The organism is Halobacillus yeomjeoni (assembly GCF_020171525.1).
Classification (GTDB): domain Bacteria; phylum Bacillota; class Bacilli; order Bacillales; family Halobacillaceae; genus Halobacillus; species Halobacillus yeomjeoni.
This window is the reverse complement of sequence record NZ_JAIVAI010000003.1, coordinates 1-21,522: the sequence shown is the minus strand read 5'-3', so window position 1 is coordinate 21,522 and position 21,522 is coordinate 1. Positions and strand designations below refer to the sequence as shown.

Genomic DNA, 21,522 nt, shown 5'->3' with positions numbered 1-21,522 from the left:
CAGAAATCATTGATATATATTTAGCGTCCCTTAAGAATGGGAGGAATTATAATGCTTCACACTAAAGTTTCACAAATAGAAGAAATCATTGAAGGTGCGATCCAAACCGCTCGTCAACACCAAAAGCCTCAGTTGATCAGCATAGTGGACCGGATTGATAATATAGATCCGTTTCAGTTTTTGCATACAGGACAAATCATCGATCAGCATCGATCCTTTTGGCAAAGTGCTGAAGAAGAATTCACCTTGGTAGGAATCGGAACTGCCAGCAAATTGTATGCGAAGACGAGAGCGCGTTTTAATGAGATTCAATCGATGTGGAATGATTTGAATGATCAAGCTGTTCTTTACGATGACTTTAACGTAAAGGGTACAGGCATCGTGGCTCTGGGAGGGTTCAGCTTTGACCCTGAACAAAGGAATGGAGTTCCTTGGGAAAACTTTTCTGATTCTCAGATGACGATTCCGGCATACATGCTTACTATCAAGGATGATCAGTGCTTTTTGACAACCAATGTTTTTCTTTATCCGGAAGATCATCCACAGCAAATCATCCGGCAGATCAAAGAACACCAAGAAATTCTCTTTTCTCCAAAACCACTCCCTTATGAACCGATTGTGAGAAGTGGAATGGAAGAAGTCCTTCCCGAAGAATGGAAGAAGACGGTGGAGCGGGCGACGGACGATATTAAAAAAGGATTATTAGAAAAAGTCGTCCTGGCACGTGAATTACGAGTGAAATTCCAAGCACCTGTTCAGCTTGCAGAGGTGATCAAGGACTTGGCGGAAACTCAGAATAACAGTTATATCTTCGCATTTGAGAGTGATGGAGATTATTTTGTCGGTGCAACTCCAGAACGATTAGCAAAGCTGGAACAAGACCAACTCGTATCGACCTGCCTTGCAGGTACTATTCCTCGAGGTAAAACGAAAGAAGAAGATGCTGAATTAGGTCAAGAACTGCTCGAAGATCCAAAAAACCTACAAGAGCACCAATTCGTCGTAGATATGATTCGTGGAGCGGTGGAAGCCTGCTGTACCAATGTCGATATCCCTGCTTCACCGGTGTTATATCCACTGCGGAACTTACAACACTTGTACACACCAGTCACGGCTACGTTGGACGAAGGTTATTCCTTACTGGACGTGATCGAACGGCTGCATCCAACACCTGCTCTTGGTGGACTCCCACAAAAAGCCTCTGTGGATTATATAAGGGAAAATGAAACGATGAACAGAGGATGGTATGCAGGCCCGATCGGCTGGTTTGACTCTTCCAATAATGGTGAATTTGCAGTAGCTATCCGTTCTGCACTTATTAAGAACGATTCAGCTTCATTGTTTGCGGGATGTGGAGTCGTAGAAGATAGTGAACCGGAAGCAGAATATGAAGAAACAGCTGTGAAATTAAAGCCGATGTTATCTGTTTTAGGAGGATCATAATGGAACATGTGGAGACACTGACAAGATACGTCACGCATTTCGTAGATCAACTGGTCTATTCAGGAGTGGAACACGTGGTCATTTCCCCGGGCTCAAGATCCACTCCCCTTGCCATGACGTTTGCAGAACATAATGGGATCGAACATTGGGTACATCTCGATGAAAGGTCTGCAGCTTTTTTCGCTTTAGGGATGGCGAAAGAACAGCAAAAGCCTGTCGCTCTCGTCTGTACATCCGGAACGGCAGCTGCAAATTACTACCCAGCAGTGGTCGAAGCCTACTACAGCAGAGTTCCATTGCTCGTTTTGACAGCTGATCGTCCTCATGAATTGCGTGGTGTCGGTGCGCCTCAGGCGATTAATCAAATTCAGATGTTCGGAAACTACGTGAACTGGTATCAAGACCTGGCTTTACCAGAGCCCGGTCTACATATGTATGCCAGACGTCAGGCTGCAAGAGCAGTGGATGAATCGTTAGCTCCTCATCCGGCTCCTGTTCACTTGAATTTACCTTTCAGAGAACCTTTGGTTCCGGATTTTAGCCTGCCTGGATTATGGAGAGAGGAAGGGAAGGTCATTCCACGTTCATCAAAAGGCATAAATTCTTTATCTGCTGAACAAGCTGAATCATTCATCGAACGATGCAAGCCGCTTAAGAGAGGTCTGATTGTCGTGGGTCCTCAAATGGATGAAAACTTAGCTGACGAATTGACCCGACTGGCCTCCAGGCTGGGGGTGCCTGTTTTGGCAGATCCTTTATCACAACTGCGGACAGGCGATCACGACAAACGGAACATCATAGAAAATTATGATGCACTTTTAAAATCTGAAACGATACAGGAGCAAGCCGTTCCAGATTATATTCTCAGGTTCGGTGCCATGCCGATTTCGAAAGCCTATTTGAAATGGGTACAAAGAAATGAAGATACGGTCGATCATTATATCGTTGATTCGCATCAAAGTTACCGAGAACCAGCCGGAATAGCTGCTCAATTCATAGAGACTGATCCGGTCGAGTTTTGCCGGCAGCTTTCTTCTCAACTCCCTGAAGGGGATGATAGAAATGAATGGCTCTCCTTATGGCAGGGGATGAATAAAACAGCGAAAGACGAAATGCTCAAGGAACCTGAAGAGCCTTTGAATGAAGGACATGCTGTTGTTTTTTTGGCGGACGCACTCCCTGAAAGGTCGAACTTGTTTGTCGGAAACAGTATGCCGATCCGTGATGTAGACAGTTTCTTCATGGCCACCCCTAAAGATGTCCGGGTAATGGCGAACCGGGGAGCCAACGGAATAGACGGCGTGGTTTCGACAGCCCTCGGATCTGCCATTTCAGGTCGGAGGACGACTTTGTTATTAGGAGATGTTTCTTTCTTCCATGACTTGAACGGGCTTTGGATGGCTAAAAGTAAGAACATCCCTCTTACCATTGTCGTCATCAATAATAATGGTGGCGGTATTTTTTCTTACCTGCCACAAGTAAATCATCCGGATCACTTTGAAGAATTATTTGGAACGCCTGTAAATATCGACTTCGCACAAACAGTTGGTATGTATGGGGGAATCCACACCAAAGTCGATTCATGGGACGCTTATCGAAAAGCTTTAATGGAGAGTTATACAGACGAGGGACTTTCTGTCATTGAAGTTGTGACGAACCGGGAAGATCATGTCGCATTTCACAAGCAGAAGTGGAAAAGTGTAGAAGAAGCGATTAGTAACCGAGGTGTAGATTGATGTATGTATCGGTGAGCGGTCGCAAATACTGGATAGAGGATGAGGGAGAAGGCAGTGTTTTAGTTCTTTTGCATGGCTTTACGGGGAGTACAAATACTTTCGATGAAGTGGTGGATCAATTCTCCGGTTCGTACCGGATCATCCGGATCGATCTGCCGGGCCATGCACGAACAGGACCTGTCGGGGTCCTCTCAATGGAGCAATTCTGCAGGGACCTCTATCAGCTGTTCATCCATTTAGGCACCGGGCCTGTAAATTTATTAGGGTACTCCTTAGGTGGGAGAACCGCTCTTTCTTTTGCCGTTCTCTACCCGGCCATGGTTGAAAAAGTCGTGTTGGAAAGTGCTTCACCAGGGTTGGAATCTTCAGAGGATCAACTTTCCCGTCAAGCTAAAGATGCGGGTCTGGCTGAAAAATTAGAGAATGAAGGTTTAGAGGCTTTCGTAGATTTTTGGGAAACGATTCCCTTGTTCGACTCCCATCAGACCCTTCCGGTACAAAAGAAAGCTGCTCTGCGTGAGGAGAGAATGAGTCATAAGGCCACCGGATTGGCTGAATCCCTTTTAGGAATGGGGACAGGGAAGCAGCCCTCGTGGTGGGAGCGTTTAGCTGAACTCCGCTGTCCAGTTCTATTGATTACGGGTAAACAGGATACGAAATTCCATCAAATCAATTCAAGGATGGAAGAAATTCTGCCGAACTCCTGCTGGGAAGTCGTCGATCAAGCAGGTCATACTGTTCATTTAGAGCAAACAAGAATTTTTGCTAAAATTGTAGAAGACTTCATGATACAATAGAGGATGCATGAAAGCGGTATTCATGATAATACTTAGATTTATTTCGTTTGAAGGAGGAAGTTGCTATGTCTTTTGAATGGGTTCGCGAACGCGAATATGAAGACATTACGTATGAAACATTAGAAGGAATTGCGAAAATTTCCATCAATCGTCCTGAGGTAAGGAATGCATTCCGCCCTCAAACCGTACACGAATTGATTGATGCCTTCGCCTATGCGCGTGATGATTCTAAAATCGGTGTCATCGTACTTGCAGGCGTCGGTGATGATGCATTCTGCGCAGGTGGTGACCAGAAGGTGCGTGGTCACGGAGGGTACGTAGGTGATGATCACATTCCACGCTTGAATGTGTTGGATCTACAACGTTTGATCCGCGTAATTCCAAAGCCTGTCGTTGCTATGGTTTCTGGTTATGCAATTGGTGGAGGGCACGTTTTACATGTAGTTTGTGACCTTACAATTGCTGCGGATAACGCGATCTTCGGTCAAACAGGACCAAAAGTGGGAAGCTTTGACGCTGGATATGGTGCAGGCTTGCTTGCACGTATCGTCGGTCACAAAAAAGCCCGCGAAATTTGGTTCTTGTGCCGTCAATACAGTGCTGAAGAAGCGAAAGAAATGGGACTTGTCAACACTGTCGTTCCTCTAGAGGAGCTGGAAGCGGAAACTGTACAGTGGTGTAGAGAGATGCTTGAAAAATCTCCGACAGCTATTCGTTTCTTGAAAGCTTCTTTCAACGCAGATACGGACGGTTTAGCTGGTCTTCAACAAATGGGTGGAGACGCGACATTGCTTTATTACACAACAGATGAAGCAAAAGAAGGCCGTGACGCATTCAAGGAGAAAAGGAAGCCTGATTTCGATCAGTTCCCTCGTTTCCCTTAATACGTCTTCATGAAAGGGGCATTCCTAAATAGGGAATGTCCCCTTTTTTTACATGTCAGAAGGATAAGGAGGAAGATGATGAGTACAACTATTCCTCATTGGTTAGAAAAGCAGTATGAGTTGAAAGGCGGCCAGATAGCCTTGGAAGATCCGGAGGGAGTTTCTGTTACTTTCAAGGATCTCCGCAACAAGAGCAGATCTATAGCATCCTCCATGCTTAATGATGGGATTCGGTCTGGTGATCATATCGCTTTTTTAGCTGAAAATGATGTGGATTTGCCTGCATTTCTTCATGCCATCAGTTATGTTGGAGCTGTAGCTGTTTTATTGAATACAAGACTTTCTCCGGAAGAGATTACTTTTCAATTGAATGATGCTCAAGTTTCTCGCCTGTTTGCAGGTTCTACTCTTTGTGAGAAAGCAGTAGAAGCTGCAAAGGGAGCGGATCGTAATATTGAGATACATTGTCTCGAGTCTTATCATGAATCTTTCGACCGTCAGGATTTGAAAGAAGTGATCTCTTTAGATGATGTCTATACGATGATGTATACCTCAGGGACGACAGGCAGCCCGAAAGCAGTCATGCACACCTATGGAAACCATTGGCACAGTGCTGTCGCTTCTGGTCTGAATCTAGGTATTCATACAGAAGATAAATGGCTGCTTTGTCTGCCTATGTTCCATGTGGGTGGCTTTTCAATATTAATGAAAAGCGTCATCTATGGGATGCCGGTCCATTTAGTTAATAAGTTCGATGCAGAAGTCGTCAACCGACAAGTTTTTCAGTCAGAAGTGACCCACATATCTGCGGTCTCCATCATGCTGCAAAAGATGATCGATCAATTAGGGAGTGACGACTATCCTTCTCATTTTCGCTGTATGCTGCTAGGTGGAGGCCCTGTTCCTGAGCAGTTGCTTCGTCAAGCGACGGACCGAAACATCCCTGTTTACCAGACCTATGGCATGACAGAAACCTCATCCCAAATTTCAACACTAAGCCCTAGAGATGCTTCCAGAAAAATTGGATCAGCAGGCAAGGCGCTGACGTCTGCAGAATTAAAGGTTGATGCTTCAGGAAAAGGTGAAGTCGGTGAAATCATGGTCAAAGGTCCGATGGTCACAGGTGGTTACTTTAATCGTCCTCCGCTAACAGAGGAATACTTTAGAACTGGTGACTTAGGCTATGAAGATGAAGAAGGCTTTTTATATGTAGTGGACCGCGCCAATGATATGATCATCTCAGGTGGTGAAAACGTCTATCCTGCAGAAATTGAAAAAATATTATCTGAGATGAAGGAAATTGCAGAGATAGGAGTTACCGGAGAAGAGGATCCTGAATGGGGAGAAATTCCTGTTGCTTTTGTTGTTGTCAAAGAAGGGGAAAAACTTGATTTGGCATCCCTGCAGGAGTTTTGCCGGGAAAGGCTTGCGAAATATAAGGTGCCGAAACGGCTCTATTTTGTAAGGGAGATCCCAAGGAATGCTTCAAATAAAATTTTGAGAAGAAAACTGTTTTCCGCTCTTCAAAAGGAGAGGGATGAGTATGAGAATTAGCCATGTCCATTTAAGAAAAATAATCCTGCCACTGCGGGCTCCTTTTCAGACTCATCAGGGATCTGTGACCGTCCGGGAATTGATCATCGTGGAAGCGGAAGATGACGATGGCTTAAAAGGTTATGGAGAAGTGACGGCTTTCTCAGCTCCTTTTTATACATCCGAAACGATCTCTACAGCCTGGCATATGTTAGTGGATGTCCTGATTCCACAGATGAAAGAGATGAGCATCCATCATCCGAGTGATTTTGAAAAAAACGTCCGCTGGGTGCAGGGGAACCCTATGGCGAAGGCGGGACTTGAAGGAGCCTTATGGGACTTATACAGCAAGCAGCAGAATATAAGCCTGCGTGAAGTCCTTGGCGGTACACGCGGTTATGTGAAAGCGGGAGCGGTCCTGAGCTTATCGGACCACTTGGAAGAAGATATCAAGTCGCTTCAAAAATCAGGATACCAGCGATTCAAGCTGAAAGTGGAGAGAGGAAAAGAAAATCAGGTAATTGAAGAAGTCCAAAAGACAGCACCTGACCTCCCAATTATGATTGACGCAAATGGTCAATATACATCAGTCGACATCCCTCATTTATTAAGCTTAGATCGATATGGGCTGATGATGATTGAGCAGCCCTTCTCATCAGGTGATTTTTATTTACACAGCCTATTGCAGAAACAGTCAAAGACCCCGGTTTGTCTGGATGAGTCTATCATGAGCTACCATGACGCCGTACAGGCCATTCAGTTCAACAGTTGTAAAATCATCAATATAAAAATCAGTCGTGTAGGCGGTCTTTCTGCTGCCAAACAGATTCACGATTATTGTACCTCCCATGGAGTGGAGGTGTGGTGCGGTGGAATGGTCGAATCAGGAATATCAAAAGCGCACAATTTAGCATTAGCGTCATTGGAAAACTTTACGATCCCAGGGGACTTGTCCGGTTCAACGCGGTACTTTGAAAGAGACATCATCAAACCGGGGATTGAAGTTGTGAAAGGTCAAATCGAGGTCCCGGAAGGTCCGGGAATCGGTGTGGAAGTGGATACAAGCTATCTGGAGGATGTTACTATTGAAAAAGTATCGAAACGAATTCAAGAAAGATTTTCATAACTTGGCCTCGTCTTGCTCACAATAAGGGCAAGGAGGTCGGTGTATGGAAAAGAATAACTACTTCATCAATATAGGAACGAGAGAGATTTCGTTAAACCATGATGCCAATAACGATGATTTCATTGTAAGTGCGACAGAAGATGAAATCATCGAGCTCAGGGAAATTTTCGATCAGATGTATAATGCAGATATCCGTTCATTTTTTAGAGCTCACATTCCAGCCCAGCCCTACCACCAAGACCAAAGTAATGACGATTATGATCTCGGTATGGTGACGGCGTTTCGGAAAATATATGAGCTCGGTGATGAACAGACAAAAAAGCATATTCAACAAATGGGTATTTTAGACGAATAAAAAAGACGGCGGTTCATTATATGAACCGCCGTCTTTTCTACTTGTACTGAAGCTGCATGCTTTGATCTATGCTTCCTCTTGAATTGCAGGTGTCCGTTGTTTGAGTTGTCAGTTATTGCTGAAATAAACTCTCGATATTTTCAATCTCTTTTGCCTTTTGTTTCACGTCTTCAGGGATTGAAATTTCCCCTATTTCATTGAACTGACTGTAATTTCCGTCAATCGTCTGGTTCATCGTTACCTTTTCCCCGTTCTGGTCAATAGTGAACGTCATATCTACTTTCATTTTGTGAGGATAGTACGTTTCTTTATCTATAGAGAAAGAGTAACTCAATTTTTTGAAATCGACACCATCCATAAGGTTTTCGGGAATTTGACCTCCTGTGAGGGATTCTTTCATTGCCTGATCAACAAGGTTTTTAACCTTCTCCCCTTCTGAACGTAAAGAAAGGATGTAATAATTATCTTTTTCCTCCAAGTCGAATTCATCGATAAACTCTTTCAAGCTATCCAGCTGAGACACAGGCGTTTGTTTCTCTGCATCTATGGCATTCAGTTGTTCAGCCACTTCCTTAGGAGCTTTATACCATCCATTCTTCGTAGGAAGAGTCATATATAAACCATCGGGTGTGTAGTATTGTTTCATCACCTGTCCCATTGTTTCTACTTTTTGATGGTAAGCCATTGGCTCCGTTTGGACTTTTGATTCAATTTTGGACGTGATCGGTTCTCCTAAAGGAAGAGCAGGTGAATCCGCTTGGCTTGATTGACTATCGTCCATTTCAAGCGTATGGGTAGACTCCATTTTCAACAAAAAGTTATCCAATTTTTTGCTTGCTTCTGAAGACTTTTGATAAATGTCCTCGATCTTCGCCCCTTCTGAACTGGAACATGCTGTAGTGAATATAAGTATAGTCATGATGCTCAGGGTAGAGATGATCAGCTTCTTCATAGAATGACCCTCCTAATAATTTTTCTTCTATTTGAATATACGATATGGAAATAAAATGGTTTCACTCTAACGTCATTTCCTCTTCCGTTTACGTAAAGTGTAAGAAAGGAATAATAAAAAATAGAAACTAACCAACGCGCGGTTTGTATTTACTTCTGCTTGTGGTACGATTTATACAGGTGAAGTTAGTATCGAACAGGAAGTTAAAATGAACATATCCAGAATTAAAGGCAGCTGATCAAACATGAAAACTTTTTACGATTTCTACCAAAATCCAGTTCAATTATCTTTTGATGATCACCCTTTCTCCAAAGATCCCAAACATGTATGGATCATTTGCCGTTATAAAGGCCAATGGCTGCTGACGAAACATAAAGATCGTGGTTTGGAATTTCCAGGAGGAAAGGTCGAGAGCGGAGAGACAGCGGAAGAGGCTGCAATCAGGGAAGTGAAAGAAGAAACAGGTGCTGACGTAGAGGAGCTGCGCTATATAGGGCAATACCACGTAGAAGGAAAAGGTGGTACCGTCATTAAAAACGTTTATTTCGCTGAGATAGCTGAATTGGTGGAACAAGACCATTATTTTGAAACCGATGGTCCTGTCTTATTCAGCCACCTTCCGAAAGGCCTGGCAAACAACAACCGTTTCAGTTTCATGATGAAAGATGAAGTCCTTCCCTTATGTATGGAGAGAATTGAACAACATAACTAAAGTAACTCTTCCTGGGTGAGAAGTGTTATTGCTACTCACACACTGCTGACTCGTGCATTCATGGCCGGGATCGCAAAAGCAAAGGGTACAATCAAAAGCTGATACCAGTTAAAAAAGAGAGAGCGTCGGACCGATAAGTCCGACGCTCTCATTTTATATGAGGAGATGAGGAAACAATTTTCAGTGTTACTTGTGATAAACAGGTCCAGCCTGCTTAACTTCATCGCTTGCATAAGAGAATTTCTTAAAATTCTCATGAAACTTATCTGCTAGTTGTTTAGCTTCCTGATCATATTCTTCAGGATTTTCCCATGTTTTTCTAGGAATCAGAACTTCATCTGGCACCCCGGGAACATGCATAGGAATGTTGAGGCCGAAGAAAGGATCGGTATAAGTTTCTACGGAATTCAATTCACCTTCCAAGGCAGCTTGAATCATGGAACGGGTATAGGATAATTTCATCCGGCTGCCCTGCCCGTAGGCTCCACCTGTCCAACCTGTATTGACAAGGTAAACGTCCGTATTGAACTGATCGATCTTTTCACCCAGCATCTCTGCGTAAGTAGAAGGAGCTAGTGGTAAGAATGGTGATCCGAAACAAGCGGAAAAAGTAGCTTGTGGTTCGGTGATCCCTCTTTCTGTACCGGCCAGTTTGCTTGTATAGCCACTTAAGAAGTGGTACATGGCTTGTTCTTTTGTCAATTTACTGATGGGTGGTAAAACCCCTGTTGCATCTGCGGTCAAAAAGATGATCGCGTTAGGGTGACCAGCTCTGCTCGGCTGTACGATATTATCGATGTGTTGGATTGGATAAGCTGCTCTTGTGTTTTCAGTCAAACTTGTATCATCATAGTCAGGTTGGTGCGACAAATCATCGAGTACGACATTTTCTAAAACAGAACCAAAATGAATCGCATCAAAGATCTGAGGTTCTTTTTCCTTGGACAAGTTGATACACTTGGCATAGCATCCACCCTCGATATTGAATACACCGTGGTTGGACCATGCGTGTTCATCATCACCGATTAAACGTCTGAGCGGGTCTGCGGATAATGTAGTCTTTCCTGTTCCGGACAACCCGAAGAACAAAGCCACATCTCCTTCTTTCCCTACATTCGCAGAACAGTGCATAGGCAGAACATCTTTTTGAGGAAGAAGGTAATTCATGACAGAGAAGATGGATTTTTTAATCTCTCCTGCATATTCCGTTCCTCCAATGAGAACGATCCGATGTTTAAAGGAAATCATGATGAAGGCTTCAGAGTTCGTTCCATCCGTTTCAGGGTCTGCTTTGAAGGTCGGGGCAGATACGACCGTGAATTCTGGTTCGTGATCTTTGTATTCTTTTTCAGTCGGACGGATGAACATCTGGCGTGCAAATAGGTTGTGCCAGGCGAATTCATTGATGACTTGAAGAGGCAGACGGTACTTCTCATCTGCTCCAGCAAAACCTTTGAATGTATACAGCTCATCGCGCTGTTTTAAATAATCGAGTACTTTGTGGTAGAGGTTCACAAATACTTCTTCTTCAATAGGGGCATTCACTTTTCCCCAGTCCACTTTACCTTTAGATACATCATCCTCAACGATGAACTTATCTTTCGGGGACCTTCCTGTATAGGTACCAGTGGTAGCCTGCACGGCACCCTTATCCGTCAAAGTACCTTCATTTCGATCCAAGATTCTTTCAACGAGCTGGGGAACGGATAATTGGTGGTGCACATTCTCTTGGGCTAACAATATTTTTAAGTCGGACATTTGATTGATGGTACTCATAGTGTCTACCCGCCTTTATAAAGAGATTTAAGTAAGCTGATGTATGATTATGTTCATTAGTATAACACATTGGATTATATCGTCCATACTATTCGTGAAAATGCTTACATTATTTTTTATACCTTTTATGTCTGTGAATTTGACTGTCTTTAATGAATGTTCACTTCCACACAACTATTAAAACATAATCGACTTTTAATATGGTATGTCTCATGGAAGCAATATGTTTAAGTTAGTATGGTTTATCTCTTTATCAAATACTCTTTTCGAAGTTCTTTCTAAATTATTGAAGACATGGGCGGCAATTGACATGAGGGGGTGTTTTCGATACGATATCTTAGAACGGAAACTCTCTTATCCAGAGTCGGTGGAGGGACAGGCCCTTTGAAGCCCGGCAACCGTCATGCATATGACATGGTGCTAACCTGAAGCAAGGAGATCGATGCTCCTTGGACGATAAGAGCGAAAGGAAGCAACCCCTTTCCTCGAGTCAGGAAGGGTTTTTTCTTTTTCAAAGGAGAAAAAATCCATAGTAGGTATCACATATACTCAAGATACTTATTAAAAACTCAGAGGTTGTGTCAAGGGTGCGAAACGAACATATAATGAAACTTAACTTAAAAGTTTTTGCACATACTGGTAAAGAGTTCCGTCTAATACTTTGTACTTTAGAAGGAGGAGTTTTTCAGAATGCCAGCCAATCGCCGGTTATTCACATCAGAGTCTGTCACAGAAGGCCATCCGGATAAGATCTGCGACCAGATTTCTGATGCGATTTTAGACGAAATTTTAAAAAATGACCCGAACGCAAGGGTCGCATGTGAAACAACAGTAACAACGGGACTTGTGCTAGTTTCAGGAGAAATCAGCACGAATACTTATGTAGACATTCCTTCCATTGTCCGCCAAACCGTAAAAGATATCGGATATACTAGAGCCAAATACGGCTTTGATGCAGATACATGCGCGGTTCTGACAGCAATTGATGAGCAATCCCCTGATATTGCGGGCGGCGTAGACGTGGCCTATGAATCTCGCGAAGGTCAGATGAGTGAAGATGAGATTGAATCCATCGGAGCAGGTGATCAAGGGTTGATGTTCGGTTTCGCCAATAATGAAACCGAGGAGCTGATGCCTCTGCCGATTTCATTAGCCCACAGGCTCTCTAAACGACTATCTGATGTACGTAAAGATGGTACATTAGAATACTTGCGGCCAGATGGTAAAACCCAAGTGACCATTGAGTATGATGAAAATGATGTACCTAAGCGAGTGGATACGATCGTCATTTCTACTCAACATGCAGAAGAAATCACTTTGGAACAAATCAAAACAGACCTGAAAGCGGAAGTGATCGATCCTATCGTTCCTTCTCACTGGATTGATGAGAAAACGAAATACTTCATTAATCCTACTGGACGTTTTGTCATTGGAGGACCTCAAGGAGATGCAGGTTTAACAGGACGAAAAATCATCGTAGATACATACGGTGGATACGCCCGTCACGGTGGTGGAGCTTTCAGTGGTAAAGATGCAACGAAAGTTGACCGTTCTGCCGCCTATGCCGCTCGATATGTAGCCAAAAATATCGTAGCTGCAGGTTTGGCTGATTCTGTTGAAGTGCAGCTCGCTTATGCCATCGGTGTTGCACAGCCCGTTTCTATCTCCATCAATACGAATGGAACAGGGAAAGTATCAGAAGAGGATCTAGTTGAAGTCGTTCGCGAACTTTTCGATTTGCGTCCGGCCGGAATCATCAAGATGTTGGATCTCCGCCGTCCGATTTATCGTCAAACGGCTGCTTACGGACACTTCGGTCGTACCGATGTAGAATTCCCTTGGGAAAAAACCGATAAAGCAGAAGAACTTAAAAACAGATTCAAGTAAAAAGAAGCTGTCTCTATGATCATAGAGGCAGCTTCTTTCATATACTTACTTAATCCAGGTTTTTATAATACTGCCCTTTTTCCACATAGCTTGCACGGATACGATTCAGCTCCTGGATATCTTTTTCTTCCAATTCTCTTACCACTTTGGCAGGTCTTCCAAAGGCAAGTGTGTTCGGTGGAATGACTTTGCCTGGAGGTACCAGACTCCCGGCTCCTATGAAGGCTTGCTCTCCGATTTCAGCTCCATCTAAAATGAGTGACCCCATTCCGATCAGTGCATTCTTTTTAATGTGTGCGGAGTGAAGAGTGACTTGATGTCCTACAGTGACTCCATCCTCAATGACTAACGGCTGGTCCGGACTTTGGTGGAGGAGGCTGAGGTCCTGGATATTCACTTCATCCCCTACACGAACTGGAGCTACATCACCCCGTATGACAGTTTTGAACCATACACTCGATTTTTTTCCGATCGTAACATCCCCGGTGATGACTGTATCTTCTGCAATGAATGCTGTGGGATCGATTTGTGGTCGTTTTCCTTTATATTCGCAAATCATGTCGAACCCCCTTATAATATGACTATATCAAGTATATCAAAAGTAAGGAGTCGTGACGTATGACATCATTTGTTTCAGATCAAAGCGCAGCCACTGTAATTATCGTCCACGGAGCATTCGAACATTCAGGTCGTTACGATGATCTGGCAAGCCAATTCCACAAAGATGGTTTTGATGTCATTTATGATGACTTGCCCGGACAAGGCAGATCTCCCGGAAAAAAAGGACATATCAAAAGCTTTCATGAATATATAGAAACGATCCAGAAATGGATTGAAAAAGCGGACCCCGATAAGCCTGTATTTCTTCTAGGTCACAGCATGGGGGGGATTGCGGTGATTCGAACGATGCAAAAGGTGAAGCCGCGAGTGGAAGGAGTCATTCTCTCATCTCCTGCAGCTGGAATACTTAATGGGGCAGAGAAACCGATGGAAATCGCTTCTTACATCCTCAACCGGTTGTCACCACGATTGAGAGTCAAAGCTTCCTTGCAGCCAAATTTAATCACACGGAATGAAAAAGTCATTTTAAAAGATGAAGACGATGATTTGATTTTGGATAAAGTATCGATTCGGTGGTATCGTGAATTCAAACAAGGGATCAAAGAAGCGTTCCGTCATACGGATCAGTTTCCTGATGTTCCTCTGTTAGTCATGCAGGCCGGAGACGACCGCATCGTCGATGTAAGTAAAACGAAAGAATGGTTTCATAAAATAGATCTCACAGAGAAAAGCTATAAACAATGGCCCGGGTTATATCATGAAATCTTTAATGAACCTGAATGGCCTATGGTCTATGAATACAGCTTGAACTTCATGCAGTTACAGTTGAAAAAGACGAAATTATAGGAGGGTGGATCATTGGCGTCTAAAGTTCCACAAAATGCTGTTCATTTGATGTATAAAGTTTATAAGGAAGTGTTCCCGAGTGTCCATCGAGAATTGAAGTACTGGGTGGATAGAGCAGAAGCTATACCGAATGAAGAGCTCCGCACACAGGCGCTGGCGAGTATAGAAGCGAAGACATTCCATTGTGAAGGCGGAGCCATTTATTCAGTTCTGGCAGGGCACCACGCACCGGATGTGGTCCGTTTCATCGTAGCCTACCAGACGATCAGTGATTATTTGGATAATTTATGCGATCGCAGCACATCCATGGACCCGGAAGATTTTCGTATGCTTCATGAATCCATGCTTGATGCCTTGAATCCTGAAAACGAGTTGAAAGATTACTACCAATTCAGAGAGGATCAAGAGGATGGTGGTTATTTGGGGGATCTCGTTAAAACCTGTCAGAATGTCCTCGGGAAATACCCGCAATATGAAAATGTGAGGTACCATACTGGTAAACTATGTGCGTTGTATGTGGACTTGCAGGTACATAAACACGTAATGGAAGAGGAGCGGATTCCTCGTCTTATGAACTGGTTTGAAAACCATCAGGAAGAATGGCCGGACTTAGAATGGTATGAATTTTCTGCGTGCACTGGTTCTACACTGGGCATCTTCTGCCTCGTTTCTTATACATTGGGGGATAGGATTGACGGACGTCTGGCTCAACAAATCGAAAAAAGCTATTTCCCTTTCATGCAGGGGCTGCACATCCTTTTGGATTACTATATCGATCAAGAGGAAGATGAGGTCGAGGGAGACTTGAACTTCTGCTCTTATTACAATCATGATGGACAAATGAAGGAGCGCTTTAAGTACTTTGTCACTCAGACAAATGAAGAAGTCTCAAAATTACCTGATTCAAACTTCCACCAGATGATTCGTAAAGGTCTGGTCGGGATGTATCTTGCGGATAGAAAGGTGGATCGTCTGAAAGGAGCCGAAACTTTCGTGAAAGATTTGTTGAAAGTGAGTGGTCGTAAAGCGACATTCTTTTACTACAATACGAAAATGTATCACAAAATAAAGCCTGGTCGACTTTAATGTCTGCCAGGCTATTGTTTTTCGATCGCTACAATGAAAGGCGGGTCATTCTTCTGATTGATGAAACCGTATTGCAATGCTTTGAAATACTTTTGGTCAAGGTTACTTACGTATTCCAGCAAAGCGTTCTTTTCTTCCTTCCCGCCTGGGTGTCCGTGATAAACGACCAGCACGAGTATGCCGCCTTTTTGAATCATTGATAAAATTTTCTCTACAGATTCTATTGTCTCCTTAGGAGTCGTAACAATACTTTTATCACTTCCCGGCAGATACCCAAGGTTATAGATCGCTGCTTTAATTTGAGAGTGGTGTTTTTCCGGTATACACTCTTTTACATGGCTGTGAGATTCATGAAACAACGTAGCTCTCGATTCCATGTCGTTATCCCTTAACCTCTGCCTCGTGTTGTCCACAGCCTCTTGCTGTATATCAAACCCATAAACGTGACCATTTTCACCTACTTGATTAGTCAAAAATAATGTATCATGACCATTTCCACAGGTAGCGTCGATTGCGATATCCCCTTCACTTAGTGCTTGCTCCATGAGTGAATGGGAGTATGGAAGTACCCTTTGTAATACCATACTTTTTTTCACCTCCATATTCTCTAATAAAAACCTTGAGATATTGTAGCACGAATAAAAAGAAAAACCTATATAATGATTCGTTTCTATTCCAACCTTCCTTTATAATGAAAATATGAAAAACAAGGGGGAATCGTTTTGGAAATCACTCCGCTTAAAGGGCATTCTTCACACGTAAACAAAGTAGCTGTCAGTCCAGATGCTCGTTACATAGCCTCAGCCGGTTTCAGTGGTGAACTTTTCTTATGGGATGTAGAACGGGAGGAACGTGTCCAAGTTTATGAAGGTCACCAACAGACCGTTAATGGGGTTTGCTGGCTGGATGATGGGAAGAAAATTTTGTCTGCTTCCGGCGATGGGAAGATTTTGATACATGAAGTTTCCACAAGCTCGCCTTTACGCGAGATGCAAGACTTAAAATCCGGTGTTAATCATCTCCGTGTAACAGCAGATGAACGTTTTTTCCTGACTAGCACAAAATCTCATTTGATGAATCTTTGGGATTTTGAGGAAGGGAAGAAAGTTTCCACACTTAAAAGTGACCAAAAGAATCAAGGTGTCCTGTCTGTTGCGCGCTTTCATGACCATGCCATTATAGGAGGGCTGGGTAAAACGCTGCGGCGAATCTCCATTATGGAAGGGGAAGTTCTGGAGCAGATGGAAGCGCATGAAAGTGCTGTGATGGGCTTCCGATTTTTTGATGAAGACCGGCATGCGGTTTCAGTCGGGTACGATGGTAAGTTGCTTATTTGGGACATGGTCACTCATCAACCATTAGAGAAGTTCCACCTCGGGGATGAAGGTTATTATGGCATAGACGTTTCTCCTGATGGATTAGAAGCAGCAGTGACTATGCCTTACGAATTGAAAAGAATTACTTTATCGGACCTTTCTGTTCAACAATTGTCCCTGCCTGCAAAAGGGAATTATAGTGTGAATTATGCGCAGGACGGCTCTTATCTTGCAATCGGTTCTGCAGATAAAACAGTTCGGGTAGTTTCAATACCATAAGTGCTTAAAATCCAGGTGATCACCCAAGTATCTGATATAGCAGCTGGATTTCTTCGCTGTTATGTATTTGATAGCGACCCCGGACATGCTTGACAAAGGCTATGCGTTTCATTAAGATACGATTAGATATGAATTGACGTAGAAAAGGAGTAGTAGTAAAGAGTCATGTTATCAGAGAGGCAGCGGTTGGTGTAAGCTGCTCATGACCTTTATGAACTCGCCTTGGATGTCGCAGAGGTGAATTCAACAAGTAGCCTTTGCCGGTACAGTCACCGTTATTGACTTTTCGAGTGAACGTTTTAGTGAACGTTAATTTGGGTGGTACCGCGGGAATCAAGCCTCTCGTCCCATATAGGGACGAGAGGCTTTTTATATTTTAATATGGAAGAATTGAGGAGGAAAAGAAATGGCGTTTGATCATAAGAACATCGAAAAGAAATGGCAGAATTACTGGCTGGAAAACAAAACATTCAAAACTGACGGCCATTCTGACAAAAAGAAATTTTATGCGTTGGATATGTTCCCTTACCCTTCAGGAGCTGGGTTGCACGTTGGGCACCCGGAAGGGTATACAGCTACAGATATCTTATCTCGGATGAAGCGGATGCAGGGGTACGAAGTACTTCACCCCATCGGGTGGGATGCGTTCGGACTTCCTGCTGAGCAATATGCGTTAGATACCGGGAATGACCCCGAAGAGTTTACTGAACAAAATATCAATACATTCCGCCGTCAAATTCAAGAGCTCGGCTTCTCCTACGACTGGGATCGCGAAGTGAACACGACGGATCCGGATTATTATAAATGGACACAATGGATTTTCTTGAAACTGTATGAAAAAGGATTGGCCTATATTGATGAAGTCGCAGTAAACTGGTGCCCAGCGCTTGGTACCGTACTTGCGAATGAAGAAGTCATTGATGGAAAGAGTGAACGCGGAGGGCATCCGGTCGAGCGACGTCCAATGAAGCAGTGGATGTTGAAGATTACCGCCTATGCCGATCGTCTGCTTGAGGACCTTGAAGACTTGGATTGGCCGGAAAGCATCAAAGATATGCAGCGCAATTGGATAGGTAAGTCTGAAGGTGCTGAAGTCTCCTTTAAAATCGATGGATTTGAAGAAACCTTTGATGTATTCACCACCCGCCCAGATACATTATTCGGCGCGACCTATGCAGTCCTTGCTCCTGAACATCCACTCGTTGATAAAGTGGTATCTGCTGAGCAAAAAGCTTCAGTTAATGAGTATATCGAAAAAGCGAAGCATAAAAGTGACCTTGAACGTACAGATTTAGCTAAGGATAAATCCGGTGTCTTCACGGGCGCTTATGCAATCAATCCAGTAAATGGAGAGAAACTTCCTATCTGGGTGGCCGATTACGTATTAATGAGCTACGGAAGTGGAGCAATCATGGCAGTACCTGCCCATGATGAAAGAGATTATGAATTTGCAACGAAATTCGAGCTTCCGATCATTCCTGTCGTTGAAGGTGGCGATGTAGAGCAGGAAGCTTATACGGGAGACGGCAAACACATCAATTCAGATTTCCTGAATGGCTTGGAAAAGGAAGAAGCGATAGAAAAAGCTGTCCAATGGCTTGAGGAAAACGGAAAAGGTGAAAAGAAAACAACTTATCGTCTGCGTGACTGGTTGTTCAGCCGTCAACGTTATTGGGGAGAGCCTATCCCTGTCATTCACTGGGAAGATGGTTCTATAACTCCTGTTAAAGAGGAAGAACTCCCTGTAGAGCTGCCGAAGACGTCTGAAATCAAACCTTCTGGTACAGGCGAATCCCCGTTAGCGAACATCGATGACTGGGTCAATGTCGTGGATCCTGAAACAGGTATGAAGGGCCGGAGAGAAACGAATACGATGCCTCAATGGGCAGGTAGCTGCTGGTATTATCTGCGTTATATTGATGCCGATAATGATGATATCTTTGCTGACTATGATTTGTTGAAGAAATGGCTGCCTGTCGATGTTTACATCGGAGGAGCGGAACACGCAGTCCTTCACCTGCTTTATGCTCGATTTTGGCACAAAGTCCTTTATGATGTGGGTGTAGTACCGACTAAAGAACCATTCCAAAAACTTTTCAACCAAGGAATGATTCTTGGGGAAAATAATGAAAAAATGAGTAAATCCAAAGGAAATGTAGTGAATCCAGATGATATCGTTTATTCACATGGAGCGGACACTTTGAGATTGTATGAAATGTTCATGGGACCTTTGGATGCTTCAGTGGCATGGTCTACAAACGGTTTAGATGGCGCACGCAGATTCTTGGACCGCGTGTGGAGACTTTTTGTCCAGGATGAAACGTTATCTCCATATGTGAAAGAAGAATCAAGCGAAGACTCACTGGATAAAATTTACCACGAAACCGTGAAAAAGGTTACGGAGAACTTTGAAGAGCTTCGTTTCAACACTGGTATCTCTCAAATGATGGTCTTCATTAATGAAGGTTATAAAGCAGAGGAAATACCAAAGCATTATGTAGAAGGTTTCGTTAAGCTGCTATCCCCGGTTGCTCCACACTTGGCTGAAGAACTATGGCAGCTATTGGGACATTCGGAAACGATCAGCTATCAACAATGGCCGAGCTATGATGAGTCCAAGCTTGTTGAAGATGAAGTTGAAATTGTTGTACAAGTCATGGGGAAAGTACGAGCTAAAATGATGGTAAACAAAGACGCTTCCAAAGAAGACTTAGAAAAACAAGCGTTGGAAAATGAAAATGTACAACCTTGGCTGGAAGGAAAAACAGTCAGAAAAGTGATAGCAGTTCCGGGAAAATTAGTCAATATCGTGGCTAACTAGTGTCAGAAACATCACCTTGAGAGTCCATCTCAAGGTGATTTTTTTATCTTCTAACATATGCGGTGCCAATTTCTTGACTTTGAAATATAATTTAATAAAATTAACATAGCAAAGGGATATAAAAGGAGGAATTTACCATGAGCCAAATCGAAGAAATCAGTCCGGAGAAAGTTGAAGAAATGATTGAGAACGAAGAAAATTTCACAGTGATTGATGTGCGTGAAGATGAAGAAGTTGCTGAAGGGATGGTACCGACAGCAAAGCATATTCCTTTAGGAAATATCCCTGATGAAATTGATCAATTATCGAAAGATGAACAATATGTTATGATTTGCCGTTCCGGTAGAAGAAGTATGAAAGCTGCCGAGTTTATGAAAGAAAAAGGATTTACCCATGTGAAGAACATGGACGGCGGTATGCTGAACTGGAATGGGGAACTAGTTTTCTAAATAGGTAGGTAATCAACAATGATGATACTTCTATATATATTAACAGGAACTCTTTCTCTTTTATTATTGAATGACTTTTATAAAAGGTCTTTCTTGAAACCATTCAACCCATCTGCTGTTTCTGATGATTTTTGTATTATTGATATTCGAGATTATATCTCCGCTCACCGCTCTCCATATCCTGGGGCCGAAAATATTCCTTTAAGCTATTTGTCCAGAGCTTTGAATGAACGGTTCGAATGCCCAAAAGAAATTCTATTGGTCACAGATGATAAGCGTGGGGCTAAAATAGCTGCAAAAATGATAAAGAAAAAGCAGAACAAACCTGTTTACTATGTACAGTCTTAATTGGATCTAGAGAACTTTCTTCTATATTAAATAGGAGAAGGTTCTTTTTTATTGGAAACCGCTTTTCAAGGAAAGATCATTCTTATTCACTTTGTAAGGAAAGGTTGTCATGTTATTAAATGAGATACGCCTGTAGGAGGAAAGCATTTCAAAAGTGATGAAGTAGTCTCTTCATTATTCATCTGCACATCTAAGAAATTTATAGCAGCCATTCATTTCGATGGAATTTATAATGAAATACATTCTTCAAAATTTATTTTAAACCATGTATTGACTCTTAAACTACTATGCTGTAATATTATTAACGTTGCTTATTTGAGAGCAACAGACAGGAAAAATAAAAACTATTTTTTCAACAAAATCTAGCAAAACATATTGACAGTTTATTACACCATGTGCTAGAATTTGATTACTGTCGCTCAAGCGGCAATTTGATCTTTGAAAACTGAACGAACCAACCAGTACGTCAAGATATTTCTTCTATTAAGAAGAAAACGAAACAAGCACATTCGGTGTGCAAATGAGCAAGACAAACTTTTTCAACTTTTATGGAGAGTTTGATCCTGGCTCAGGACGAACGCTGGCGGCGTGCCTAATACATGCAAGTCGAGCGCG

19 protein-coding genes, 1 rRNA gene, 1 riboswitch and 1 other annotated feature are annotated in these 21,522 nt (G+C 42.9%); of the genes, 16 read left to right on the top strand and 4 right to left on the bottom strand.

Annotation, left to right across the window (positions count from 1 at the left end; genetic code table 11):
* Positions 1-51: 51 nt before the first annotated feature.
* The 7 genes from LCL89_RS10545 (at position 52) to LCL89_RS10515 (ending at position 7,874) form a co-directional block, all read left to right on the top strand.
* Positions 52-1,443, top strand: coding sequence for an isochorismate synthase (locus LCL89_RS10545; RefSeq protein ID WP_224810084.1), 1,392 nt, complete (start codon positions 52-54; stop codon positions 1,441-1,443).
* Positions 1,443-3,179, top strand: coding sequence for a 2-succinyl-5-enolpyruvyl-6-hydroxy-3-cyclohexene-1-carboxylic-acid synthase (menD, locus tag LCL89_RS10540; RefSeq protein WP_224810083.1), 1,737 nt, complete (start codon positions 1,443-1,445; stop codon positions 3,177-3,179). The genes LCL89_RS10545 and menD overlap by 1 nt, the downstream gene beginning before the upstream one ends.
* Positions 3,179-3,976, top strand: a complete 798-nt coding sequence (menH, locus tag LCL89_RS10535; protein WP_224810082.1) for a 2-succinyl-6-hydroxy-2,4-cyclohexadiene-1-carboxylate synthase — start codon at positions 3,179-3,181, stop codon at positions 3,974-3,976. The genes menD and menH overlap by 1 nt, the downstream gene beginning before the upstream one ends.
* 65 nt (positions 3,977-4,041) lie before the next feature.
* On the top strand, positions 4,042-4,860 hold the full coding sequence (menB, locus tag LCL89_RS10530; RefSeq protein ID WP_197317674.1) for a 1,4-dihydroxy-2-naphthoyl-CoA synthase: 819 nt from the start codon (positions 4,042-4,044) through the stop codon (positions 4,858-4,860).
* Between the two features lie 78 nt (positions 4,861-4,938).
* The gene (locus tag LCL89_RS10525; protein ID WP_224810081.1) at positions 4,939-6,414 is read left to right on the top strand and encodes an o-succinylbenzoate--CoA ligase; all 1,476 of its coding nucleotides are present in this window, start codon (positions 4,939-4,941) and stop codon (positions 6,412-6,414) included.
* A complete protein-coding gene (gene menC, locus LCL89_RS10520; protein WP_224810080.1) occupies positions 6,404-7,519 on the top strand; it encodes an o-succinylbenzoate synthase in 1,116 nt (371 codons plus the stop codon). Before LCL89_RS10525 ends, menC begins: the two co-directional genes overlap by 11 nt.
* Before the next feature lie 43 nt (positions 7,520-7,562).
* A complete protein-coding gene (locus LCL89_RS10515; RefSeq protein WP_224810079.1) occupies positions 7,563-7,874 on the top strand; it encodes a hydrolase in 312 nt (103 codons plus the stop codon).
* A 112-nt stretch (positions 7,875-7,986) separates the two neighbouring features.
* Here LCL89_RS10515 and LCL89_RS10510 read toward each other — a convergent pair whose 3' ends face one another.
* A complete protein-coding gene (locus LCL89_RS10510; protein WP_224810078.1) occupies positions 7,987-8,826 on the bottom strand; it encodes a DUF6612 family protein in 840 nt (279 codons plus the stop codon).
* A gap of 244 nt (positions 8,827-9,070) precedes the next feature.
* Here LCL89_RS10510 and ytkD point away from each other — a divergent pair, with 244 nt between their 5' ends.
* Complete coding sequence (ytkD, locus tag LCL89_RS10505) at positions 9,071-9,538, top strand: RNA deprotection pyrophosphohydrolase (RefSeq protein WP_197317679.1); 468 nt, start codon at positions 9,071-9,073, stop codon at positions 9,536-9,538.
* 186 nt (positions 9,539-9,724) lie between these two features.
* Here the strand turns inward: ytkD and pckA are convergent, their stop codons facing one another.
* Complete coding sequence (pckA, locus tag LCL89_RS10500; protein ID WP_224810077.1) at positions 9,725-11,314, bottom strand: phosphoenolpyruvate carboxykinase (ATP); 1,590 nt, start codon at positions 11,312-11,314, stop codon at positions 9,725-9,727.
* Positions 11,315-11,665: 351 nt separating this feature from the next.
* Positions 11,666-11,777: riboswitch (SAM riboswitch) on the top strand.
* Between the two features lie 227 nt (positions 11,778-12,004).
* Here pckA and metK point away from each other — a divergent pair.
* The gene (gene metK / locus LCL89_RS10495) at positions 12,005-13,201 is read left to right on the top strand and encodes a methionine adenosyltransferase (protein ID WP_224810076.1); all 1,197 of its coding nucleotides are present in this window, start codon (positions 12,005-12,007) and stop codon (positions 13,199-13,201) included.
* 49 nt (positions 13,202-13,250) lie between these two features.
* Here metK and LCL89_RS10490 read toward each other — a convergent pair whose 3' ends face one another.
* On the bottom strand, positions 13,251-13,760 hold the full coding sequence (locus LCL89_RS10490; RefSeq protein WP_224810075.1) for a gamma carbonic anhydrase: 510 nt from the start codon (positions 13,758-13,760) through the stop codon (positions 13,251-13,253).
* A 59-nt stretch (positions 13,761-13,819) separates the two neighbouring features.
* Here LCL89_RS10490 and LCL89_RS10485 point away from each other — a divergent pair, with 59 nt between their 5' ends.
* Both LCL89_RS10485 and LCL89_RS10480 read left to right on the top strand, forming a co-directional pair.
* Entirely contained in the window at positions 13,820-14,608 is a 789-nt protein-coding gene (locus tag LCL89_RS10485) for an alpha/beta hydrolase (RefSeq protein WP_224810074.1), read from the top strand.
* Between the two features lie 48 nt (positions 14,609-14,656).
* Entirely contained in the window at positions 14,657-15,694 is a 1,038-nt protein-coding gene (locus LCL89_RS10480) for a tetraprenyl-beta-curcumene synthase family protein (protein WP_224810273.1), read from the top strand.
* Positions 15,695-15,705: 11 nt separating this feature from the next.
* Here LCL89_RS10480 and LCL89_RS10475 read toward each other — a convergent pair whose 3' ends face one another.
* Positions 15,706-16,278 (bottom strand): class I SAM-dependent methyltransferase, encoded by a 573-nt coding sequence (locus LCL89_RS10475; protein ID WP_224810073.1) that lies wholly within the window; start codon positions 16,276-16,278, stop codon positions 15,706-15,708.
* Between the two features lie 138 nt (positions 16,279-16,416).
* Here LCL89_RS10475 and LCL89_RS10470 point away from each other — a divergent pair, with 138 nt between their 5' ends.
* From LCL89_RS10470 to LCL89_RS10450, 5 genes are all read left to right on the top strand, one after another.
* On the top strand, positions 16,417-17,289 hold the full coding sequence (locus tag LCL89_RS10470; protein ID WP_224810072.1) for a WD40 repeat domain-containing protein: 873 nt from the start codon (positions 16,417-16,419) through the stop codon (positions 17,287-17,289).
* Positions 17,290-17,419: 130 nt separating this feature from the next.
* Positions 17,420-17,642: a binding site (T-box leader), on the top strand.
* 53 nt (positions 17,643-17,695) lie between these two features.
* Positions 17,696-20,110, top strand: a complete 2,415-nt coding sequence (gene leuS, locus LCL89_RS10465) for a leucine--tRNA ligase (protein WP_224810071.1) — start codon at positions 17,696-17,698, stop codon at positions 20,108-20,110.
* A gap of 137 nt (positions 20,111-20,247) precedes the next feature.
* Positions 20,248-20,559, top strand: a complete 312-nt coding sequence (locus LCL89_RS10460) for a rhodanese-like domain-containing protein (protein WP_197317687.1) — start codon at positions 20,248-20,250, stop codon at positions 20,557-20,559.
* Positions 20,560-20,577: 18 nt separating this feature from the next.
* Positions 20,578-20,907 carry a rhodanese-like domain-containing protein gene (locus tag LCL89_RS10455; protein ID WP_224810070.1) on the top strand — a complete coding sequence of 110 codons (330 nt, stop codon included), beginning with the start codon at positions 20,578-20,580 and terminating at the stop codon, positions 20,905-20,907.
* Positions 20,908-21,452: 545 nt separating this feature from the next.
* Positions 21,453-21,522, top strand: a 16S ribosomal RNA gene (locus LCL89_RS10450); the annotation flags it as partial.